The following is a 15,905-nucleotide window of genomic DNA, read 5'->3' as shown; positions in this document are numbered from 1 at the left end:
ATTTTAACAATGTGTTTATTCTCCTATATAACTAATTTCTATCGAACATTTTAGGCTCCCGTTCTGGATAATATAGCCTCTACCATCTCCTGCAGGAACAATGCTTATGTCCCCGTTTCCTTCGAATGCAGGTGCATCGGCTTGATTAAATGTAAGCGTGAATGGGTAGGAAGTGCCTGCAACTAACGCTTCTTCAATATCGTAATCTGTTTGATTTATTGAATTGACATAGTTTTTCAATGAACCTCCATCAAATAAGTTATCATCATTACTGCCAGAATAAGAATTTCCTATCCAGGAATGACTGGTACTGTTAAACGTAAAAATAAAGGTCCCTCCTTGCTTTGCAAAATTAGTGTACTGAGGGTTGGTTACGGCTCTGGTTTTACCTCCTCCAAAGTGGACGGTTACCGATATTCTATAAGGTCCGGTATATAAAGGAGTAAAACTATTAGCGCTAAAACTAATTGCTTGATTTCCTAAAACCGGGTTTGTAACATCATTGGAGCCGGTTCGAAGGTCTGCATTTTGCAGAATTAGTTTATTATCCTTCTTTTCTCTTTGAGAGATCCATTTTGAGCCGTTCCAAAAATAAATTCCCGGATATACACTGTTTATTCCATTTATGGTAGTATTGGTATTGTAAATGGTCGTTCCAGCGACAATATTCCCTCCATTTGGGTTGGTAATTACCTGTGTTGTTAAATCGGGCAACGACACAACCGGAAATACAATACCCTTATTAGAAGTGTTCACGTCTAAGGCTCCTTGTGGAGTAGTGGTGTTAATTCCAACTTGTCCTATCATCGCTGTTATCGAAAAGAACAGTAATGATACACTTAAATAGTTATGTAAAGTTATTCGTTTCATATCTTTTCGGTTTTTTAATCTCCTACGTATAAAATTTCTACGGTGCATGGGATATCATATGCAATATATCCTCTTCCCGTGCTGCCATCTCCATTACTAACAAATTCCGGAGCAGCATTTTGATCAAATGAAAGTGTAAAGTTTCTTACGGTTCCTGCATTGAGATACACGTAAAAGATACTTGAAAACTCTTGCCAAATGGCAAAATAGTTGGTGGCACCTACTGAGGGCTCATAGGCTGTAGAATAGGTATGAACAGGAATATCGTAATTAGTACCTCCAAAATTAAGTCGGAAAGTACCGGATTGCCTAGCAATATTTAAGTAACCTTGTGATTGACCACTTCCGGTTTTTTTAGGAACTTTTGCTCCACCTCCGCCATAGTTGACGTTTAAGAGGACCTTATAATAGCCGGTGTATTTGGCGGTAAAGCTCTGATTCGTCAAGCCTGAGACGTTTGCAAAACTTCCAGTAGATACAGTGCGGATCCCTAAAGACGATTCATAAAGCTGGGCTTGCTTTCTTGTAAATTCAATAGCCCACTTACTTCCGTCCCATACATACATGCCTGGTGTGACATCGTTGGTTCCAGTTGATGTGGTATTTGTATTGTAAACAGTAGTCCCAATAGGAATACTACCTGTTTGCGGATTTAATACCGGCGCCTGAACAATAGTGGAAGTCAGACTAACCCTGGGCAATACAAAGCCGGTTGTGCTACTGTTAATGTCTAAAATTCCGTTGGGAGTGGTGGTGTTAATACCTATCTGCGCTGAAACTATAAGCGAAAAAAACAAGCCAATACTACATAGCAGAAAGCGTCGTTTGGGGGCATAAATAGGTCTCATATATTTGAGGATTACTGATTTGGTTACGACAAGTATACGTAAGAAAACCGATAAAAGATTTAATAATTCGACAAAATGCATAAAAAATTAACATATATAGGAAAATACGCACAAAAACAAACTTGTTTCGTGCGTATTTCAGGCAATATGGTAATTAACAGTGCTTTAGGAATCTATTTTCCAGAAGTTTTTGGAATAGATCCGCTTGCTGATGGTGTGAAATTCTTGATTTCTTGAGAATCCATGGTTTCAGATTCGATTGCTTTCGGAGCATCTGGGAATCGTAAACCACTATAGTTTGTGATGCCATCAGAAGAATTTCCTGAAATATCGTCTTTTCTATTGGCAACAATATGCCATGAAAAGGCAACATTAGAATTTCCATTTTGTAATTCTTTTACTAGGAATCCGGTGGCCGATTTGTTAGTTACGTAGACACCATTGCAATCTCCTTCCAATTGAATAAATACTTTTAACGGATGCGACGCATCAACAAGAATATTATTCGAGAAGATTGGGTCTATCGAAATATTGGCCATACCATTAGTAAGTTGTCCGGTTCCATAGTCTTCAAATAAGACTTCTGGGGCTTCGGCTGCAAACATTACTTTTTTCTCATCGCCATTAACACCGTCTACTATGGTTGAAACAGTTCCATTGCCAATAATTTTGTAATTCGTGTTTCCGTAGCGAGCGCCAGCATATGCGTATGAACCACTACTAGATCCGCCGCTATAGAAAAATCCTCCATAGTACATATTATTGCCACCTACCATACTGTTATTCGTGTACCCCGCCAATTGAGCTCGCATATCACGAGCGTCTGCATCTATAGGAGATCCCGAATAATTTGTTTGAAAGCGAGCGGCTTCGCGTTCGCCATTGGATTTTTCTGTCATTACATATAAACCAAGATCTATAGCATTCGCATTTACAGCTACGTCTAATACTTGATTGGAAGAGATAGAAGTCGTACTCCCCGCCACGGCTCTAATTCCCATGTTCGAGTTACTTGTAGCATTCTGATCGGCAACGGCTAAAACCCCGTTTGCCCCGTTGAATCCACCACCCCAGCCAATAATACCACCAATTAGGTAAATGCTTCCAGTGTAGTCTGTGGTTCCAAATATTCCATGGTTGTTAGAGGATGTTCCGTAAACCCCAAGCCCCGTTCCGGTATCACTTCCATAGAGCGAAACTCCATTGCTGGACGTTTGTGCAATTACACCATAGGGTTGGGCATTATTGTTTACGCGTAGTGCAGTATCGGTAAAAGGGTTATTTCCTATACCTATTGTTCCGTCTACGTCTATTTGCATTCGTTGAAGGTTATTGGTTTTAAAGTTTACCGAGGTAGCATCGGTAGTTCCAATAAAATTGGCTGCCAAAGAAGTACCTGCATTTCCTTCCAATGACCAATCCTTTCCTCCTGTACCACCCATGGCAACCCATCGGGATCCGTCCCAATAATAGAATCCGGGTAATACTTCTGTACTTCCGCTACTAGAATTGGCGGTATTATACACTAATAAGCCTGTAGCAGGAGCCGTAACCGGTGCTGCTGAATTGGTCGCAGTCAACGCCACTCTATTGATAAGTAGTCCTTTGTCTGTATCGGCTATTTCTAATTGGGCACTGTTGTTAGGAGTCCCTGTACCCATACCTATATTGTCATTGGCACCGTCAATAAACAAGGTGTTTGCATTATTTATGGTTTCAACTTGAAAATTCACGTCGGCACCCGAATCGTTTATCACCAGAGCGTCATTGGCATTTTCCTGTAAGCTGATAAAATCCAATCCTCCAGCCGCAAAGTTAAGTTGGTCATCGGCGCCTCTATAAATCCCTGTATCCGAATCGATATCCCAAGACAATAATGGGTTCGTAACGGTTCCGGGAGAAAAGGCTCTAAAAAGACCCGAATTCGTAATTTCCAATCGGTCGGTATTATTTGTTCTGAAACGTAAATCTACATTGTCTATAGTTCCTAGAAAATCGGTAGCCGGATTTGTGCCAACGTTTCCGCCTTGTTTCCAGTCCTTACTAATTATGGGAATCCAAAGCGAGCCATTCCAATAGTGGAAACCTACTCCTGTGATGCCATTGGTATTGTAGACCAATAAACCCTCGGTTGCGCCACCTGTTATAGGCGCGATAGTATTTAGATTTGCGATATTAACCCTAGGTACTAATACACCTTTATTGGTGGTACTAATATCCAGAATAGATCCAGGCTGCGGAGTTGTAGTGCCAATTCCAACCTGTGCATACGAAACATTTATACAAAATGAGACAGTTAAAAGAAATGTATAAATTGTTGGGAGTAAAGATTTTCTCATATGATTGGGGATTAAGAAATTTCCTACAATATTATAATATAAAATCGACAAAAAACAATATAAATCGATGAAATACATCAAACTTTAACAAAATTAGTTAAATTATGTTAAAATTAACATAGAATGTTGTTGTAAATTTTCTCGAAATGACTAGAGAATTAATAGATTGAATGATAGATTGTTACATATATTTCAAAATTCCATTAGAATTGTCACTCCATTTTGCGTTATTTTTAAAAATGAGAGCAAAAACAAGTTTTTAAGATGAAAAAGATATCGGCGAGTGAATTTTTCAGAAAAAAAATTATATCTGAGTATCAGGAAATTAATCTTCCCGGTACGCTTTCAGGTAATTATTCTTTGACAATGTTACGAGAGGATCAAATTCATCCACAGGTTTCAGGAAACAAATTCCGTAAGTTAAAGTACAATCTGCTGAAAGCCCAAAACGAAAACTATACAACACTTTTAACATTTGGTGGCGCGTTTTCAAATCATATAGCAGCGGTAGCTGCCTTGGGGAAGGAGGTTGGATTGCAAACCATTGGGATCATTAGGGGTGAAGAGCTTGCTGCCAAAATATTAGAAAATCCTACACTTCATTTTGCACAAGATTGTGGGATGCAATTACAGTTTGTTTCTCGTGAAGCATATAAATGTAAGAATGAGCGCAGTTTTATAAAGAATTTATATGAAAAATTTGGCAATTGCTATCTTCTTCCTGAAGGGGGCACGAATGAATTGGCGGTAAAGGGCTGTGAGGAAATTTTAACCGAAACTGCATCGGACTTCGATTATATCTGTGCTTCGGTAGGAACCGGGGGTACACTTTCGGGCATAGTAAGTGCTTCCTTGCCCCATCAATACGTCCTTGGATTTTCAGCCTTAAAGGGTACTTTTCAAACTTCAGAAGTACAAAAACACACAGATAAAACCAATTACGAGATTATCGATTCGTATTGTTTTGGGGGCTATGCTAAAATAGATCCTATTTTAATTCGTTTTATAAATGAGTTTAAGAAAACAAACGGAATACAGCTGGATCCTGTGTATACGGCAAAAATGATGTTTGGGATTACCGACTTGTTAAAAAGGGGTTTTTTCAAGGAAAATAGCCGTATTTTAGCCGTTCATACCGGGGGACTGCAAGGAATAGCCGGAATGAACCAAAGACTGAAGAAAAAAAATCTACCTCAAATTATAGTGTAATATGCTATACAGAATTACCATCCTACTCCTTATTAGCAGCTTATGCCTTACTGCTTGTAAATCGAAAAAAAGGACCGTTGAACCTCGAAAAAAACCCAGAACAGAAAAGGTGGTTATATCTACAACCACTTCCGAAACTGTTCCCGACGACAAGGAGGCATCAACAACAATTGTGGAAGCGCCGAAGAAAAATGCTACCTATGCAGAGATTGTAGCTCTATATATCTCAAATTATAGCGAGATTGCAAAAGAAGAAATGCTTCAGTATGGAATTCCTGCCAGTATTACCTTGGCACAGGGTATTCTGGAAAGCGGAGCCGGAAATGGAGAGCTAACTCGAAAGGCCAACAATCACTTCGGAATAAAATGTCATACGGAATGGACCGGTGAACGGGTGTATCACGACGATGATGAACTTCAGGAATGTTTCAGAAAATATAAGGATCCAAAGTATTCGTATAGGGATCATTCGCTGTTTTTAACCCAGCGCAGCAGATATCAAAATCTTTTTAAACTGAGGAAAGACGATTACAAAGGTTGGGCGAAAGGGCTTCGAAAGGCCGGCTATGCAACCGATCCCAAATACCCGGATAAATTAATAAGTATCATTGAGCGGTATAATCTAACACAATACGACGACCAAATTTTAGGAAGTAAGGCGAGTCCTATTCGCCCGGACAATTCGAAAATTGGAACACATACCGTTCAAAGAGGTGATACGCTCTATAGCATTGCTCGTAGATTTAATATTACAGTCGATACATTAATGGAGTACAATGGATTGGAATCTGATACCATTTCTATTGGGCAAGTGTTATATTTGCATCCTGTAAAAAATTAATACGCAATCATGATTTATAAAAGAAGTAGCGCTTTATTTTCTGAAGCGCAACGGGTTATTCCGGGAGGTGTTAATTCTCCCGTAAGAGCTTTTAACGCCGTAGGGGGAACGCCAATTTTTGTTGAAAAAGCCAAAGGAGCCTATCTCTATGATGAAGACGGCAATACACTTATCGATTATATAGCTTCTTGGGGTCCTATGATCTTGGGTCATGCTTACGAACCAGTTGTAAATGCGGTCATCGAAAAGGCCCGAAAGGGAACGTCCTTCGGAATGCCTACCGAAATTGAAACAACAATTGCCTCACTTTCGGTTTCCATGGTGCCCAATGTGGATAAGATACGCTTTGTAAATAGTGGTACCGAAGCCTGTATGAGTGCGGTTCGATTGGCTAGGGGATTTACGGGCAAAGACAAGATCATTAAGTTTGCCGGTTGTTATCACGGTCATAGTGATTCCTTTCTAATTCAGGCAGGGAGTGGGGCCGTTACTCATGGCACCCCCAACAGCCCCGGTGTAACTCAGGGGACGGCAAAGGATACGATTTTGGCATCTTATAACAATTTGGAACAGGTAGCACAACTTCTAGAAATTCATAAAAATGAAATTGCCTGTATCATTATAGAGCCTGTAGCAGGTAATATGGGCTGTATTCCGCCGGCTGAAGGATTTTTACAAGGGTTGCGAGACCTTTGCGATTCCAATGGGGTACTGCTAATTTTCGATGAGGTCATGACGGGGTTTAGATTGGCCAAAGGAGGCGTACAAGAGTTTTATAATGTTCGTGCAGATATCGTCACTTTTGGAAAAGTAATAGGAGGAGGCTTGCCGGTAGGTGCTTTCGCAGCTCGGGAGGAGATTATGAATTTTCTCGCACCGGTTGGACCGGTCTATCAGGCGGGGACGCTTAGTGGAAATCCGTTGGCCATGGCCGCAGGATTGGCCATGTTGACACAATTGAATGATAATCCGGGGATTTTTACCTCCTTGGCTTCGAAAACTGAATACCTACATCGGGGATTGGATAAGGTGCTTTCGACAAGTAAGCTACCTTATACCATCAATAGAGTGGGGTCCATGATCTCTATTCATTTTTCGGAAACGCCTGTAACCAATTTCACAACGGCTGCCCATGCCAATAATGAAACCTTTAAACAATTTTTCCACGGCATGTTGAACCAAGGAGTCTATTTGCCTCCAAGTGCTTTTGAGAGTTGGTTTTTAAATGATGCACTAACTTATCAAGATATAGACAATACTGTGGCTGCCTGCGAAAAGGTTGTTCAGGAAATCGCATAAAAAAACCTCCAAAAATTTAATTTTGGAGGTTTTCAATTTTAATAGGCTCAGCTACATTTTTTGTAAACTCAACCATTTCTTATACTGCGCATCGGTCAAGGCTTTTTTCACATTTTCCTTTAAGACGTCATCGTATTTCTTCTTGTTTGCAATTACCGCAGCATCTTTGGGATCCTGTCCATTGACGTATTTTCTGTAATTTGATTCATTGGCTGTATACGCTCTAAACAATGCACGTTGTTGATCCCCGTTCAGTCCTAATTCTGACGTAAGTTTTTCAGCAATGGCTTTGGCTACCACTTCTGGTCTGTCTTGGTCCGTTTGGGTTAAAGTCTGTGCATGCATCGTATTCATTCCTAAGAAAAGTACAAATACAAGAGCTGTCAATTTGAATAAATTTTTCATCGTTTCAAAATTTAATTTAAGGTTACTAATGTAACTATTTTAGAAACAATTTACCAAGAACTAGGCCAAAAAACATTTTTTGCTAATTATTACGAGGTCCGTTTCCTTTATCGGCATGTTTGCGTTTTCCGTGCCCCCTTTTGTTTTGAACACTTTTTTCCCATTTCTGAAATTGTGTTTCGGTCAAAATCGACTTCATTTGCTTTTTCATCTCGATCTGTTCATCCAACATCGCCATTTTCTTTGCGGCCATTTCATCTGCTGTTAGCTCGGCACGCTCTTTTTTGCTTTCGAATCGAGTCTTGCGATTTTTTGCACGTTCCAGTTCTAATTTTTCAATTTGAATTTGTTGTGCTTCGGTAAGATCTAGCTGCAGTGTCATTTGTTTGGTGCGCAATGCGGCAACCTGCTCGGGTGTCATGTCCTTCATCTTCTGATGCATTTCTTTTTTGTTTTGCCTTTTCTCCATTTTAGGATTTTGAGCAACTACACTAAAGCCGAAAAGAAGTACGACGATCATTATTAAGTTTTTCATAGTATTTATTTTTTTAAAGTTCATCAAGGTTTTGACACGTGGAATACCGTTTGGTTTAAACGGTTTGTATTAATAATTTGTTAATCTTCTGAAATAAAAAAAGCTGCCTATTGGCAGCTTGTATCAGTATCTGAAAGATTCTAAAGCGTATCTAAATAGGCAATTAATACGGCTACAGCCTCCTCATGTACAACAGTGCGTCCCAGTTGTGGCATTCTATACGAGGGCAAAGTGCTTTGAATACGCATTTCTATTTCACCTCTATTCGGGTAAATACCTGTGTCGGCATAAGGAGTTTCATATTGAAAATCAATATTAAAATTGGTTACAGCTCCTCCGGGCTGGTGGCAATGTGCACAGTTAATATCAATATAACCACGAGCTCGTTCTTCAAGGGTGTATAAAACATCGTTGGTCCAGTCGGGCAAGACCGAAATACTACTAGCACTTCCTAATCCTTCCAACAAACCATTTGCCTTAAAGTATTCCAGCTGATTCATATTGGTATAGCTAGGTACAAAATTCATGGTACGCAACTTCGGACCAATAGGGATAATAGTGTTCGAATTGCTATGACAGATAATACAGTCCGCTTTCGAAGGAATTTGATAATCCACATTTTGTGTATCGCCATTGCCATCGATATAGCTTATTGGAATTTCACTTCCTGTTTCTCGATAGGTAGCCTCGGTCTGCGACGCATTCCAGACATAGTTACCTACTTGCCAAGCTCCTTCAATTTTTAATAGAAGCCGCGTTTCAATGATCTGCTTTCCCTGACCCGGATCCTGATCGTTTATATAATAAAAAAATGTTTTGGCCATAAGGGTGTTGTCTGGAAATACCGGAAATTGGTCACTGTTATTATACCGCATGGCTTGACCTTCGGGGAAACGGATCAAACGTTGCTTGGCTGCATAATCTGTAAATAGCGTACTGTTCAGTTCGTATAATTGCACGTTTTCGGCGGGCTCTAAATTCACCAGGTCTCCGGTAAATATCCCCATTTCTGAAAGATTGGTAAGAAACTCAAGCGGCGCTTCATCGGTAGAAATTTCAACCGTATTACTTTGAGAAGATTCGTTTCCGGCAGCGTCTATGGCCGTAACGTAAAATTTATAAGGTGTTGAAGGAGTCAAACCGGTTACCATATAAGTTGTGGTAGATCCACCAAGCGGAGTCACATTACCCGAAATTTCTTCATATAGACGATATCCGGTAACCGCTGTATTGTCTGTAGAAGCTGTCCAACTAAGCTCTAGTGAAGTATCCGAAACGTTTGAAGCTATTAAATTTAGTGGAGCGGAAGGACTTTCTGAATCTGTGCCATTACCATTGTCATCACTGCCACATGCGTTGACGAGTACAAGACCTATTACTAGCATTAGTAGGTATAATTTTTTCATGGGTATTTATATTTTGGTCTAAAGTAAAAAATTTGGAAGAAACCATGCGGTTCCTTTCGAAAAAAAAAGAATCCTTCCATAGTATTGCGGTTCCCTCACTGAAACAGCCTACTCCCTAAACGGGCTTTTTTTTAACCTATTGTCTGAATTAGTTTCGATAGAAATTTAAAAATCATATTGTGAAATGCCCAATGCTAATATACAAATCAAAGGAAGATGTTCTTAAGGGCATTCCTTCTTCCTTTTTAACAAATATCAAATAAAGATGAAAACAAAATTGCTTTTAGTTGCGGTACCACTATTTATAGCAGGCGCTTTTTTTTCGGTATTCAATTCCGAAACTGACATGTACAGTGAAACAGCACGTGTGCTGAAACCCATCGACGGTTGTGTATTTATGACCGTTATGGGCGAACAATCTTCTGAAGATTTTAATATTTATAAGAACGATGAAAATTTAAATATGTCGGTCCGTGACGGACTCTCATGGCTTTCGAAAGCACAATTGCCCAATGGTGGCTACGGCGCAGGAAGCCACAGTGCGCAGGATATTCTTGATCCCCATGCGGTAAAAGCAGATCCAGCAACCACTGCCATGGTAGGAATGGCTTTTATGCGTAGCGGAAATACCGTTAAAAAAGGAGTGTATTCAAAAAATCTTAAACAGGCTATCAATTATTTGTTGGAAACGGTAGAGGACACACCCAAAGATAACCCCTATATCACAGAAGTGCGCAATACGCAGATTCAAACAAAATTGGGTCAGAATATTGATGCAGTGCTTACGGCCCAATTCTTTTCCAATTTATTGGATAGAAATTTAGAAGGGGTCGACAAAAAGAGAGTCGCACGTTGTTTGGATATTTGTGTTGCCAAGATTCAACAAGGCACAGACGCCATGGGAAGACAAAATGGTGCGGGATGGGCCGGTGTATTGCAAAGCGGTTTGGCCAATAGCGCATTAGAAGCAGCCGATGCTGTTGGCGCTGAGGTAGATAAAGAAGTATTGGATAGAACCCGTACGTATCAGAAGGATAATTTCGACGAAAAGACAGGAGATGTAAATACGGCCGATGGCGCAGGGGTTATGCTGTATGCCGTTAGCGGGAGTGTGCGTGCCAGTGCCAAAGAAGCGCGTAAGGCTGAAGAAGCCCTGAACAAGGCCAAGAAAGCCGGAAAACTGGACAGAGATGCCCCGGTAACAGTCGACAACCTGATGAAATCCGGGTATTCGGAAGAGGAGGCTATGGAGTACAATGCCTCTTATAATGTGTATAACGCTGCCAAAGCCACTGCTCAGCGACAAGATGTCCTAAACGGATTTGGAAACAATGGGGGAGAGGAATTCCTGAGCTTTTTGCAAACTGGAGAATCCTTGGCCGTTAATAAAGATAAGGACTGGAAAAAATGGTACGATGATATGAGCGGGCGTATTCTGAAAATTCAAAATAACGACGGAAGTTGGAATGGGCACCACTGTATTACAAGCCCTGTGTTTTGTACGGCAACTAGTTTATTGCTGCTTACCGTTGAAAACGACATTGAATACCTGCGTAAGGTAGGCGAGTAATTCCTCATACATTCTCTCCATATGGAGAGGAGGATATAAAAATTTAGGTTGGTGGTAACACCGTTCTTGGTTCGTTTGAATCAAGGGCGGTGTTTTTTACTTACTTCTCACATTTTTATCGGTTCTCCCATCGTTGTACAGACCTTCTAAGGCCACCACCTTGTTGTTTTCTGAAATAAATTTTATTCTGAAATAATCCAAACCATCGAGTATAAACTCATTTTCACTGTATGGAATAAGGTTGTATTTAATTCCTGTTCCTCTTTGGTAGTATAGTTGGCCATTTTCAATGGTAACCACTCTAGGACCGTATGTGCCGACATATTTTTTAAGCGTGCTTTCTTTTAGGGTGATAGGGTTCTTTTCTAATTTCAGCGCAGCAATGGGCCATTTGTAAAAATGAGCGAGTTCGTCATTTTTATATTTCTCTACCAACATTTCCAAAGCATTCATATGCGCTACGGTCAATGCATCTTTAGCGGGAACTGCGATATGTGGGGAAACACCAGTGCCTTCCCAATTTGTATTGGTGATAGGGTTTATCGCTCTTCCGGTGGGAACCCAAACCGTAAAACGATCGGTGGCAGTAATGGTACCTCCGGGATGTGCGCCACCTCCTGTGGTCTCACCCACCAAAGTGGCACGCTCTAAGTTCTTTAAATTATAACTGAATTCCTCTGCTGCCGAAAAGGTACTTCCACTGGTAAGCACATACACAGGCGTGTCTGGGCTGCGTTTCCCTGACACATGCGGTAATGTCCAGGTTTGGGAATTACTATCACTAGGTCGCCAGTAAAAATTATTTAGATGCACAGGCTCCGGACCAAAGAGGTAACTTGTTATTAATTGAATCATTGCCGGGCTTCCTCCTCCGTTATATCTAAGATCGATTATAATGGCATCGGCGTTGCTTAAAAAGTTCATCGCGGCTACAGCGGTTTCCCCAGCATAGGTGACATTTGAAAAGCTTCTCAAATCTAAATAGCCTACGTTTCCGCCGAGCATTTTAACTTCTTGAAATCCAAAATTATTTCGCTTTAAATTTGCAATATATCGGTTTAAGAACGTCACACTGTCTTCGGCAGTGACCGCCTGTTGTTGTTCGGCAATGCCTTGAGGATCAAAACCCACTCTAATGTGTTTGTCATTACTAACAGATTGCAAATCTTGTGTAAGCTGATTGGCAAATTCCTGTGGTTCTACAATTTTGGTATACGCACCGGCGCGTACATTTTCTTTGAGCTTATCGGCCATTTTTTTAGCGACTTCCGGAAAGACATAATTAGCATTTAGCTTACTGCTTACCGAGTCTACAACTTCACTTTTTTCCTTGACCGAAAGTGAATTGTTCTCACTTTGCGCAAATAGTTTGGCAGTTTGAAGCAATAGTAGCGCTATTGCGGTTACGATGTAAATGATTACTCTGTTCATAGGGTTTTTAATTTGTGCAGTTGTTCAATATCTTGTTAAGGATAGTCATCAATTGGAGTTGCTCTTCCGCGGATATACCTTCGAGTGATTGGGCTCGATTATTCAGTATAATGGGGGGCAACTTCAATAGTACCTCCTTACCCTTGGGGGTAATAACAAGATGAAACCTTCTGCGGTCCTGTTCGTTAATGGATCGATTGATATAATTGTTTTTAACCATAATATTTATCATACGCGTCATGGACGCATTGTCTCTAAAGATCAGTTCTGCTATTTCTTTTTGTGACAATTCGGGATATCTGTCTAGAAATAGTAGGATCATCCCTTGATCGATAGTAATATCGGGAATCACTTCAGAAATATTCCTTTGCGAGAATTTACGATACTCTTTAATACTGCGTTCGATGGTATGAAAAACAGTTTCCGATGGTAATGGAATATGCATTTTTTCTTATTTGATGTAAATATAATTGATATATCAAATAAAAAAATTAAAATTTAGTTAAAAAAAAGAGCCGCAGTTAGCGGCTCCTTTAATTCGTTATTTAGTTTGACCCCGTTATTTTTTTACAAATTTCAGTACGTCACTATAGCCGTCAATCTTTAATAAATACGTTCCCATGGATAAACCGGACACATTTATGGCATTTTCGTTGGTGTTTACGGTTTGGTCCATAACTTTTTGACCTAACAGGTTGAAGATAGCCACATTGTATTCCTGAGTAATATTTTGGAGTAAAATAGTGTCATCAGCGGGGTTTGGATAGATCGAAATAGCAACGTTATTTTCGATATCACCAATTCCTAGAACACTACAGCTATCTGGAGCTGTTCCTGCATTCGATTCTGTAAGCGTACAGGCACCGTCATCAGAAAAAGTTGCCGTAAGATTTATAGCGCCGCCATCGGCTGGTAGCACCACACCAACAAAGGTATGTGGTGATGTTAACCCAGCTACTGAAATCGAAGCAGTACCGTCTCCGGTGAGATCGAGTGTGCCAGTTAGCGTTGCATTTTGAAATGTAACCGTAACATCGGCTGTAAAGAAATCATCAGAGGGGTCACCGTTAGTTCCATTATTATCACAAGGCGATAGGTTCGAAGTGGTTATTTCGGAAATATTACAGGCCGAACTACAGTTATAAACAGGTAATACATAGCCTCTAGCTTCAAATCGATCGGTAAAGGCATCTATATCATCACAGCTGTAATTCATATCGATGGCTGCTTGCCGTACAGCAATGGCAGCGTTTTGTTGATTGGTCGAACTATTGGTCATTGCCAAGCCTTCTAAAACGGCAGCATCGGTTTTTTCTCTTCCAATGATCTCCCAAACTTCTAATAGTACGGTCGCCCAGATTTGACCGTCTGTATGGATGGAACCCGTAAGTCCTCCCGGATACATGGCGCCGTAATTTGTTACACGACCTCCCCAAAATGGGTTATGTCCGTCCCAACCAAAAACATAGTAGTACGATGCATCTGCTGGCGTCCAAAAGCCTAAGCTTCTTTTATATGAATTTGCCCAGTAGTCGCCGGTTCCTTCACTTAATCCTTGTACCTGGGAAAGACTTCCATTGGTGACAAAATCATGCAGTCCGTGACCCAGTTCGTGTAAAACGACATCCATGTCTTCCGCATCATCAACGCCACCCTCGCCAAACACTAAGGATCCAGCCGAATAATAGGAGTTATCGGCACCGTTTAAACCGTGCGGGTCATAACGCATTACTCCGCCATTATAAATAGACGTTAATGGAATTCCCAAATCGTCATTTATCCATCGAAAACTTTGATCAATATGATGATAGCAATTTACAGCTTCAAAGCCCTGCTCCTGTCTGTTAAAACTAAAGTCTGAAGATGCCTGTGAAAACAATCCGGTGTTGGGAGCTTCTATGGACGCTATTTCTACATATGGTCCTTCTAACGAATATAAAGCGCCATCAAAGCTGATGTCATATAGTGTAACAGCAGTTCTGGCTGCATCCAGTTGTGCATTTGTCGCATCATTCCCATCTACATAGCTACCGCCATAAAGACTAGTTGTTTTGGTCAAGGGATCCGGATCAAACACCAAGGCAGTTCCATCAACCAGCATAGACGCTCCTGCGTTCTTTGCCATAGGAAATATATTTCCCTTTTCCTTAAATAGTTGTACTTCTGTTACTGCCCCTTTTCCTTTGGTATTCTCGTAGATGGCAATATCTCTTGTGCTAAGCACTTGATTGGTTTTTGCGTCTACAATGGTTTCCCAATGCCCGGTTAAGTTCTCCGAATTGATTGTAACCCGATACACCAATTTAGTTTCGTCAAGCTTATTGTATACGTACAATTTTACTTCTTTTTGAGATATAACTCCTTCAATATTCAGAGCGTTGATTGCAGCATTTAGCGCATCGTTCTCCGAAATATTTGGCGTGGTGTCAATTGTTTCTACAGTCCTGTCAAAGGTACTTGCAGTATAGGTCACCTCATTTTTATTGGATACGTGAATGGCAATAGAGGAATCAAACACCTCCACACCATTAACCGTGTGGTAATATCTGAAAGTCTCTCCCGATTTTCCCGCTCTGCTATGGAGCATATTAAAACTCTGATTGGTCTTCACATCGGTTATGTTGTGGTTTAACCAAGTTTGAGCAACACTTTCTTTGCTGTTTTGTGTAAGCGAGGACTGTGTAAATGCAACAACCACAGCCAGTAGCAATAGATATTTTTTCATTGGAAAATTAGTTTTTTGAAAATTAAAGACCGCTAATATAAAGCTAAAATATTTTCTAAGGCAGATTCATAAATAATTATCACAATAAATTGTGTGTCTATAATCAGAAATGCCTTTAAAAATAAGTGTGAAATACGGCTTATATCACTTCAACCATTAATCCGTCTGCGGTCTTCTCCACTTTGGCGAGTTTGCTCTTGGTAAGATGCTTAATAGTCTTGTCCCACTTTTTATTACTAAGACCGGATTGCGTTTTTAGATCCTCCAAAGAAATGGGAGAGTTCTTTTTTAGAATTTCGAAAAGGTCCTTCTCCTCCTGAGTGAGCGCTATATCAGCGGCGATTCGTCGTTCGGGTCGCATTTGGGGGAAGAACAGTACTTCCTGTATAGAGGCATTATTGGTTAAGAACATAACGAGTCGGTCCAT

At 40.4% G+C, this 15,905-nt stretch carries 13 protein-coding genes and 1 pseudogene; 4 read left to right on the top strand and 10 right to left on the bottom strand.

Translation table 11 applies throughout. The annotated features are described in order from the left end of the window. Positions 1-15: 15 nt before the first annotated feature. The 3 genes from K8F54_RS05345 to K8F54_RS05335 all read right to left on the bottom strand — a co-directional run bounded on the left by K8F54_RS05345 (position 16) and on the right by K8F54_RS05335 (position 4,057). A complete protein-coding gene (locus tag K8F54_RS05345) occupies positions 16-870 on the bottom strand; it encodes a hypothetical protein (protein WP_290788101.1) in 855 nt (284 codons plus the stop codon). Between the two features lie 14 nt (positions 871-884). Next, the gene (locus K8F54_RS05340; protein WP_290788098.1) at positions 885-1,718 is read right to left on the bottom strand and encodes a hypothetical protein; all 834 of its coding nucleotides are present in this window, start codon (positions 1,716-1,718) and stop codon (positions 885-887) included. 173 nt (positions 1,719-1,891) lie between these two features. Then, positions 1,892-4,057, bottom strand: a complete 2,166-nt coding sequence (locus K8F54_RS05335) for a hypothetical protein (protein WP_290788096.1) — start codon at positions 4,055-4,057, stop codon at positions 1,892-1,894. 366 nt (positions 4,058-4,423) lie between these two features. On the opposite strand from K8F54_RS05335, the gene K8F54_RS05330 reads away from it, so the two are divergent. From K8F54_RS05330 to hemL, 3 genes are read left to right on the top strand one after another with little or no spacing between them, the layout of a single operon-like run. Continuing rightward, on the top strand, positions 4,424-5,266 hold the full coding sequence (locus K8F54_RS05330) for a pyridoxal-phosphate dependent enzyme (protein WP_290788196.1): 843 nt from the start codon (positions 4,424-4,426) through the stop codon (positions 5,264-5,266). A 1-nt stretch (position 5,267) separates the two neighbouring features. Then, positions 5,268-6,107: a glucosaminidase domain-containing protein gene (locus K8F54_RS05325; protein ID WP_290788093.1), complete on the top strand. Its 840-nt coding sequence runs from the start codon at positions 5,268-5,270 to the stop codon at positions 6,105-6,107. A gap of 9 nt (positions 6,108-6,116) precedes the next feature. Beyond that, positions 6,117-7,406 carry a glutamate-1-semialdehyde 2,1-aminomutase gene (gene hemL / locus K8F54_RS05320; protein ID WP_290788090.1) on the top strand — a complete coding sequence of 430 codons (1,290 nt, stop codon included), beginning with the start codon at positions 6,117-6,119 and terminating at the stop codon, positions 7,404-7,406. Between the two features lie 51 nt (positions 7,407-7,457). Here hemL and K8F54_RS05315 read toward each other — a convergent pair whose 3' ends face one another. From K8F54_RS05315 to K8F54_RS05305, 3 genes are all read right to left on the bottom strand, one after another. Beyond that, positions 7,458-7,811, bottom strand: a complete 354-nt coding sequence (locus K8F54_RS05315; RefSeq protein WP_290788087.1) for a hypothetical protein — start codon at positions 7,809-7,811, stop codon at positions 7,458-7,460. An 82-nt stretch (positions 7,812-7,893) separates the two neighbouring features. Continuing rightward, entirely contained in the window at positions 7,894-8,346 is a 453-nt protein-coding gene (locus K8F54_RS05310) for a hypothetical protein (protein WP_290788084.1), read from the bottom strand. 140 nt (positions 8,347-8,486) lie between these two features. Continuing rightward, positions 8,487-9,752 carry a fibronectin type III domain-containing protein gene (locus K8F54_RS05305; protein ID WP_290788081.1) on the bottom strand — a complete coding sequence of 422 codons (1,266 nt, stop codon included), beginning with the start codon at positions 9,750-9,752 and terminating at the stop codon, positions 8,487-8,489. Positions 9,753-10,017: 265 nt separating this feature from the next. Here K8F54_RS05305 and K8F54_RS05300 point away from each other — a divergent pair, with 265 nt between their 5' ends. Next, complete coding sequence (locus K8F54_RS05300) at positions 10,018-11,322, top strand: hypothetical protein (protein WP_290788078.1); 1,305 nt, start codon at positions 10,018-10,020, stop codon at positions 11,320-11,322. A gap of 96 nt (positions 11,323-11,418) precedes the next feature. Here the strand turns inward: K8F54_RS05300 and K8F54_RS05295 are convergent, their stop codons facing one another. The 4 genes and pseudogenes from K8F54_RS05295 to K8F54_RS05280 all read right to left on the bottom strand — a co-directional run. Further along, on the bottom strand, positions 11,419-12,753 hold the full coding sequence (locus tag K8F54_RS05295) for a S41 family peptidase (RefSeq protein ID WP_290788076.1): 1,335 nt from the start codon (positions 12,751-12,753) through the stop codon (positions 11,419-11,421). Positions 12,754-12,760: 7 nt separating this feature from the next. Further along, positions 12,761-13,198: a MarR family transcriptional regulator gene (locus tag K8F54_RS05290; protein ID WP_290788073.1), complete on the bottom strand. Its 438-nt coding sequence runs from the start codon at positions 13,196-13,198 to the stop codon at positions 12,761-12,763. Positions 13,199-13,312: 114 nt separating this feature from the next. Next, positions 13,313-15,478: a T9SS type A sorting domain-containing protein gene (locus tag K8F54_RS05285; protein WP_290788070.1), complete on the bottom strand. Its 2,166-nt coding sequence runs from the start codon at positions 15,476-15,478 to the stop codon at positions 13,313-13,315. Between the two features lie 139 nt (positions 15,479-15,617). Beyond that, a pseudogene (locus tag K8F54_RS05280) lies at positions 15,618-15,905 on the bottom strand (lysine--tRNA ligase); the annotation flags it as partial.

Origin of the sequence: Altibacter sp. (assembly GCF_019913785.1) — a bacterium.
GTDB lineage: Bacteria > Bacteroidota > Bacteroidia > Flavobacteriales > Flavobacteriaceae > Altibacter.
This window is presented reverse-complemented; position numbering and strand designations above follow the sequence as displayed.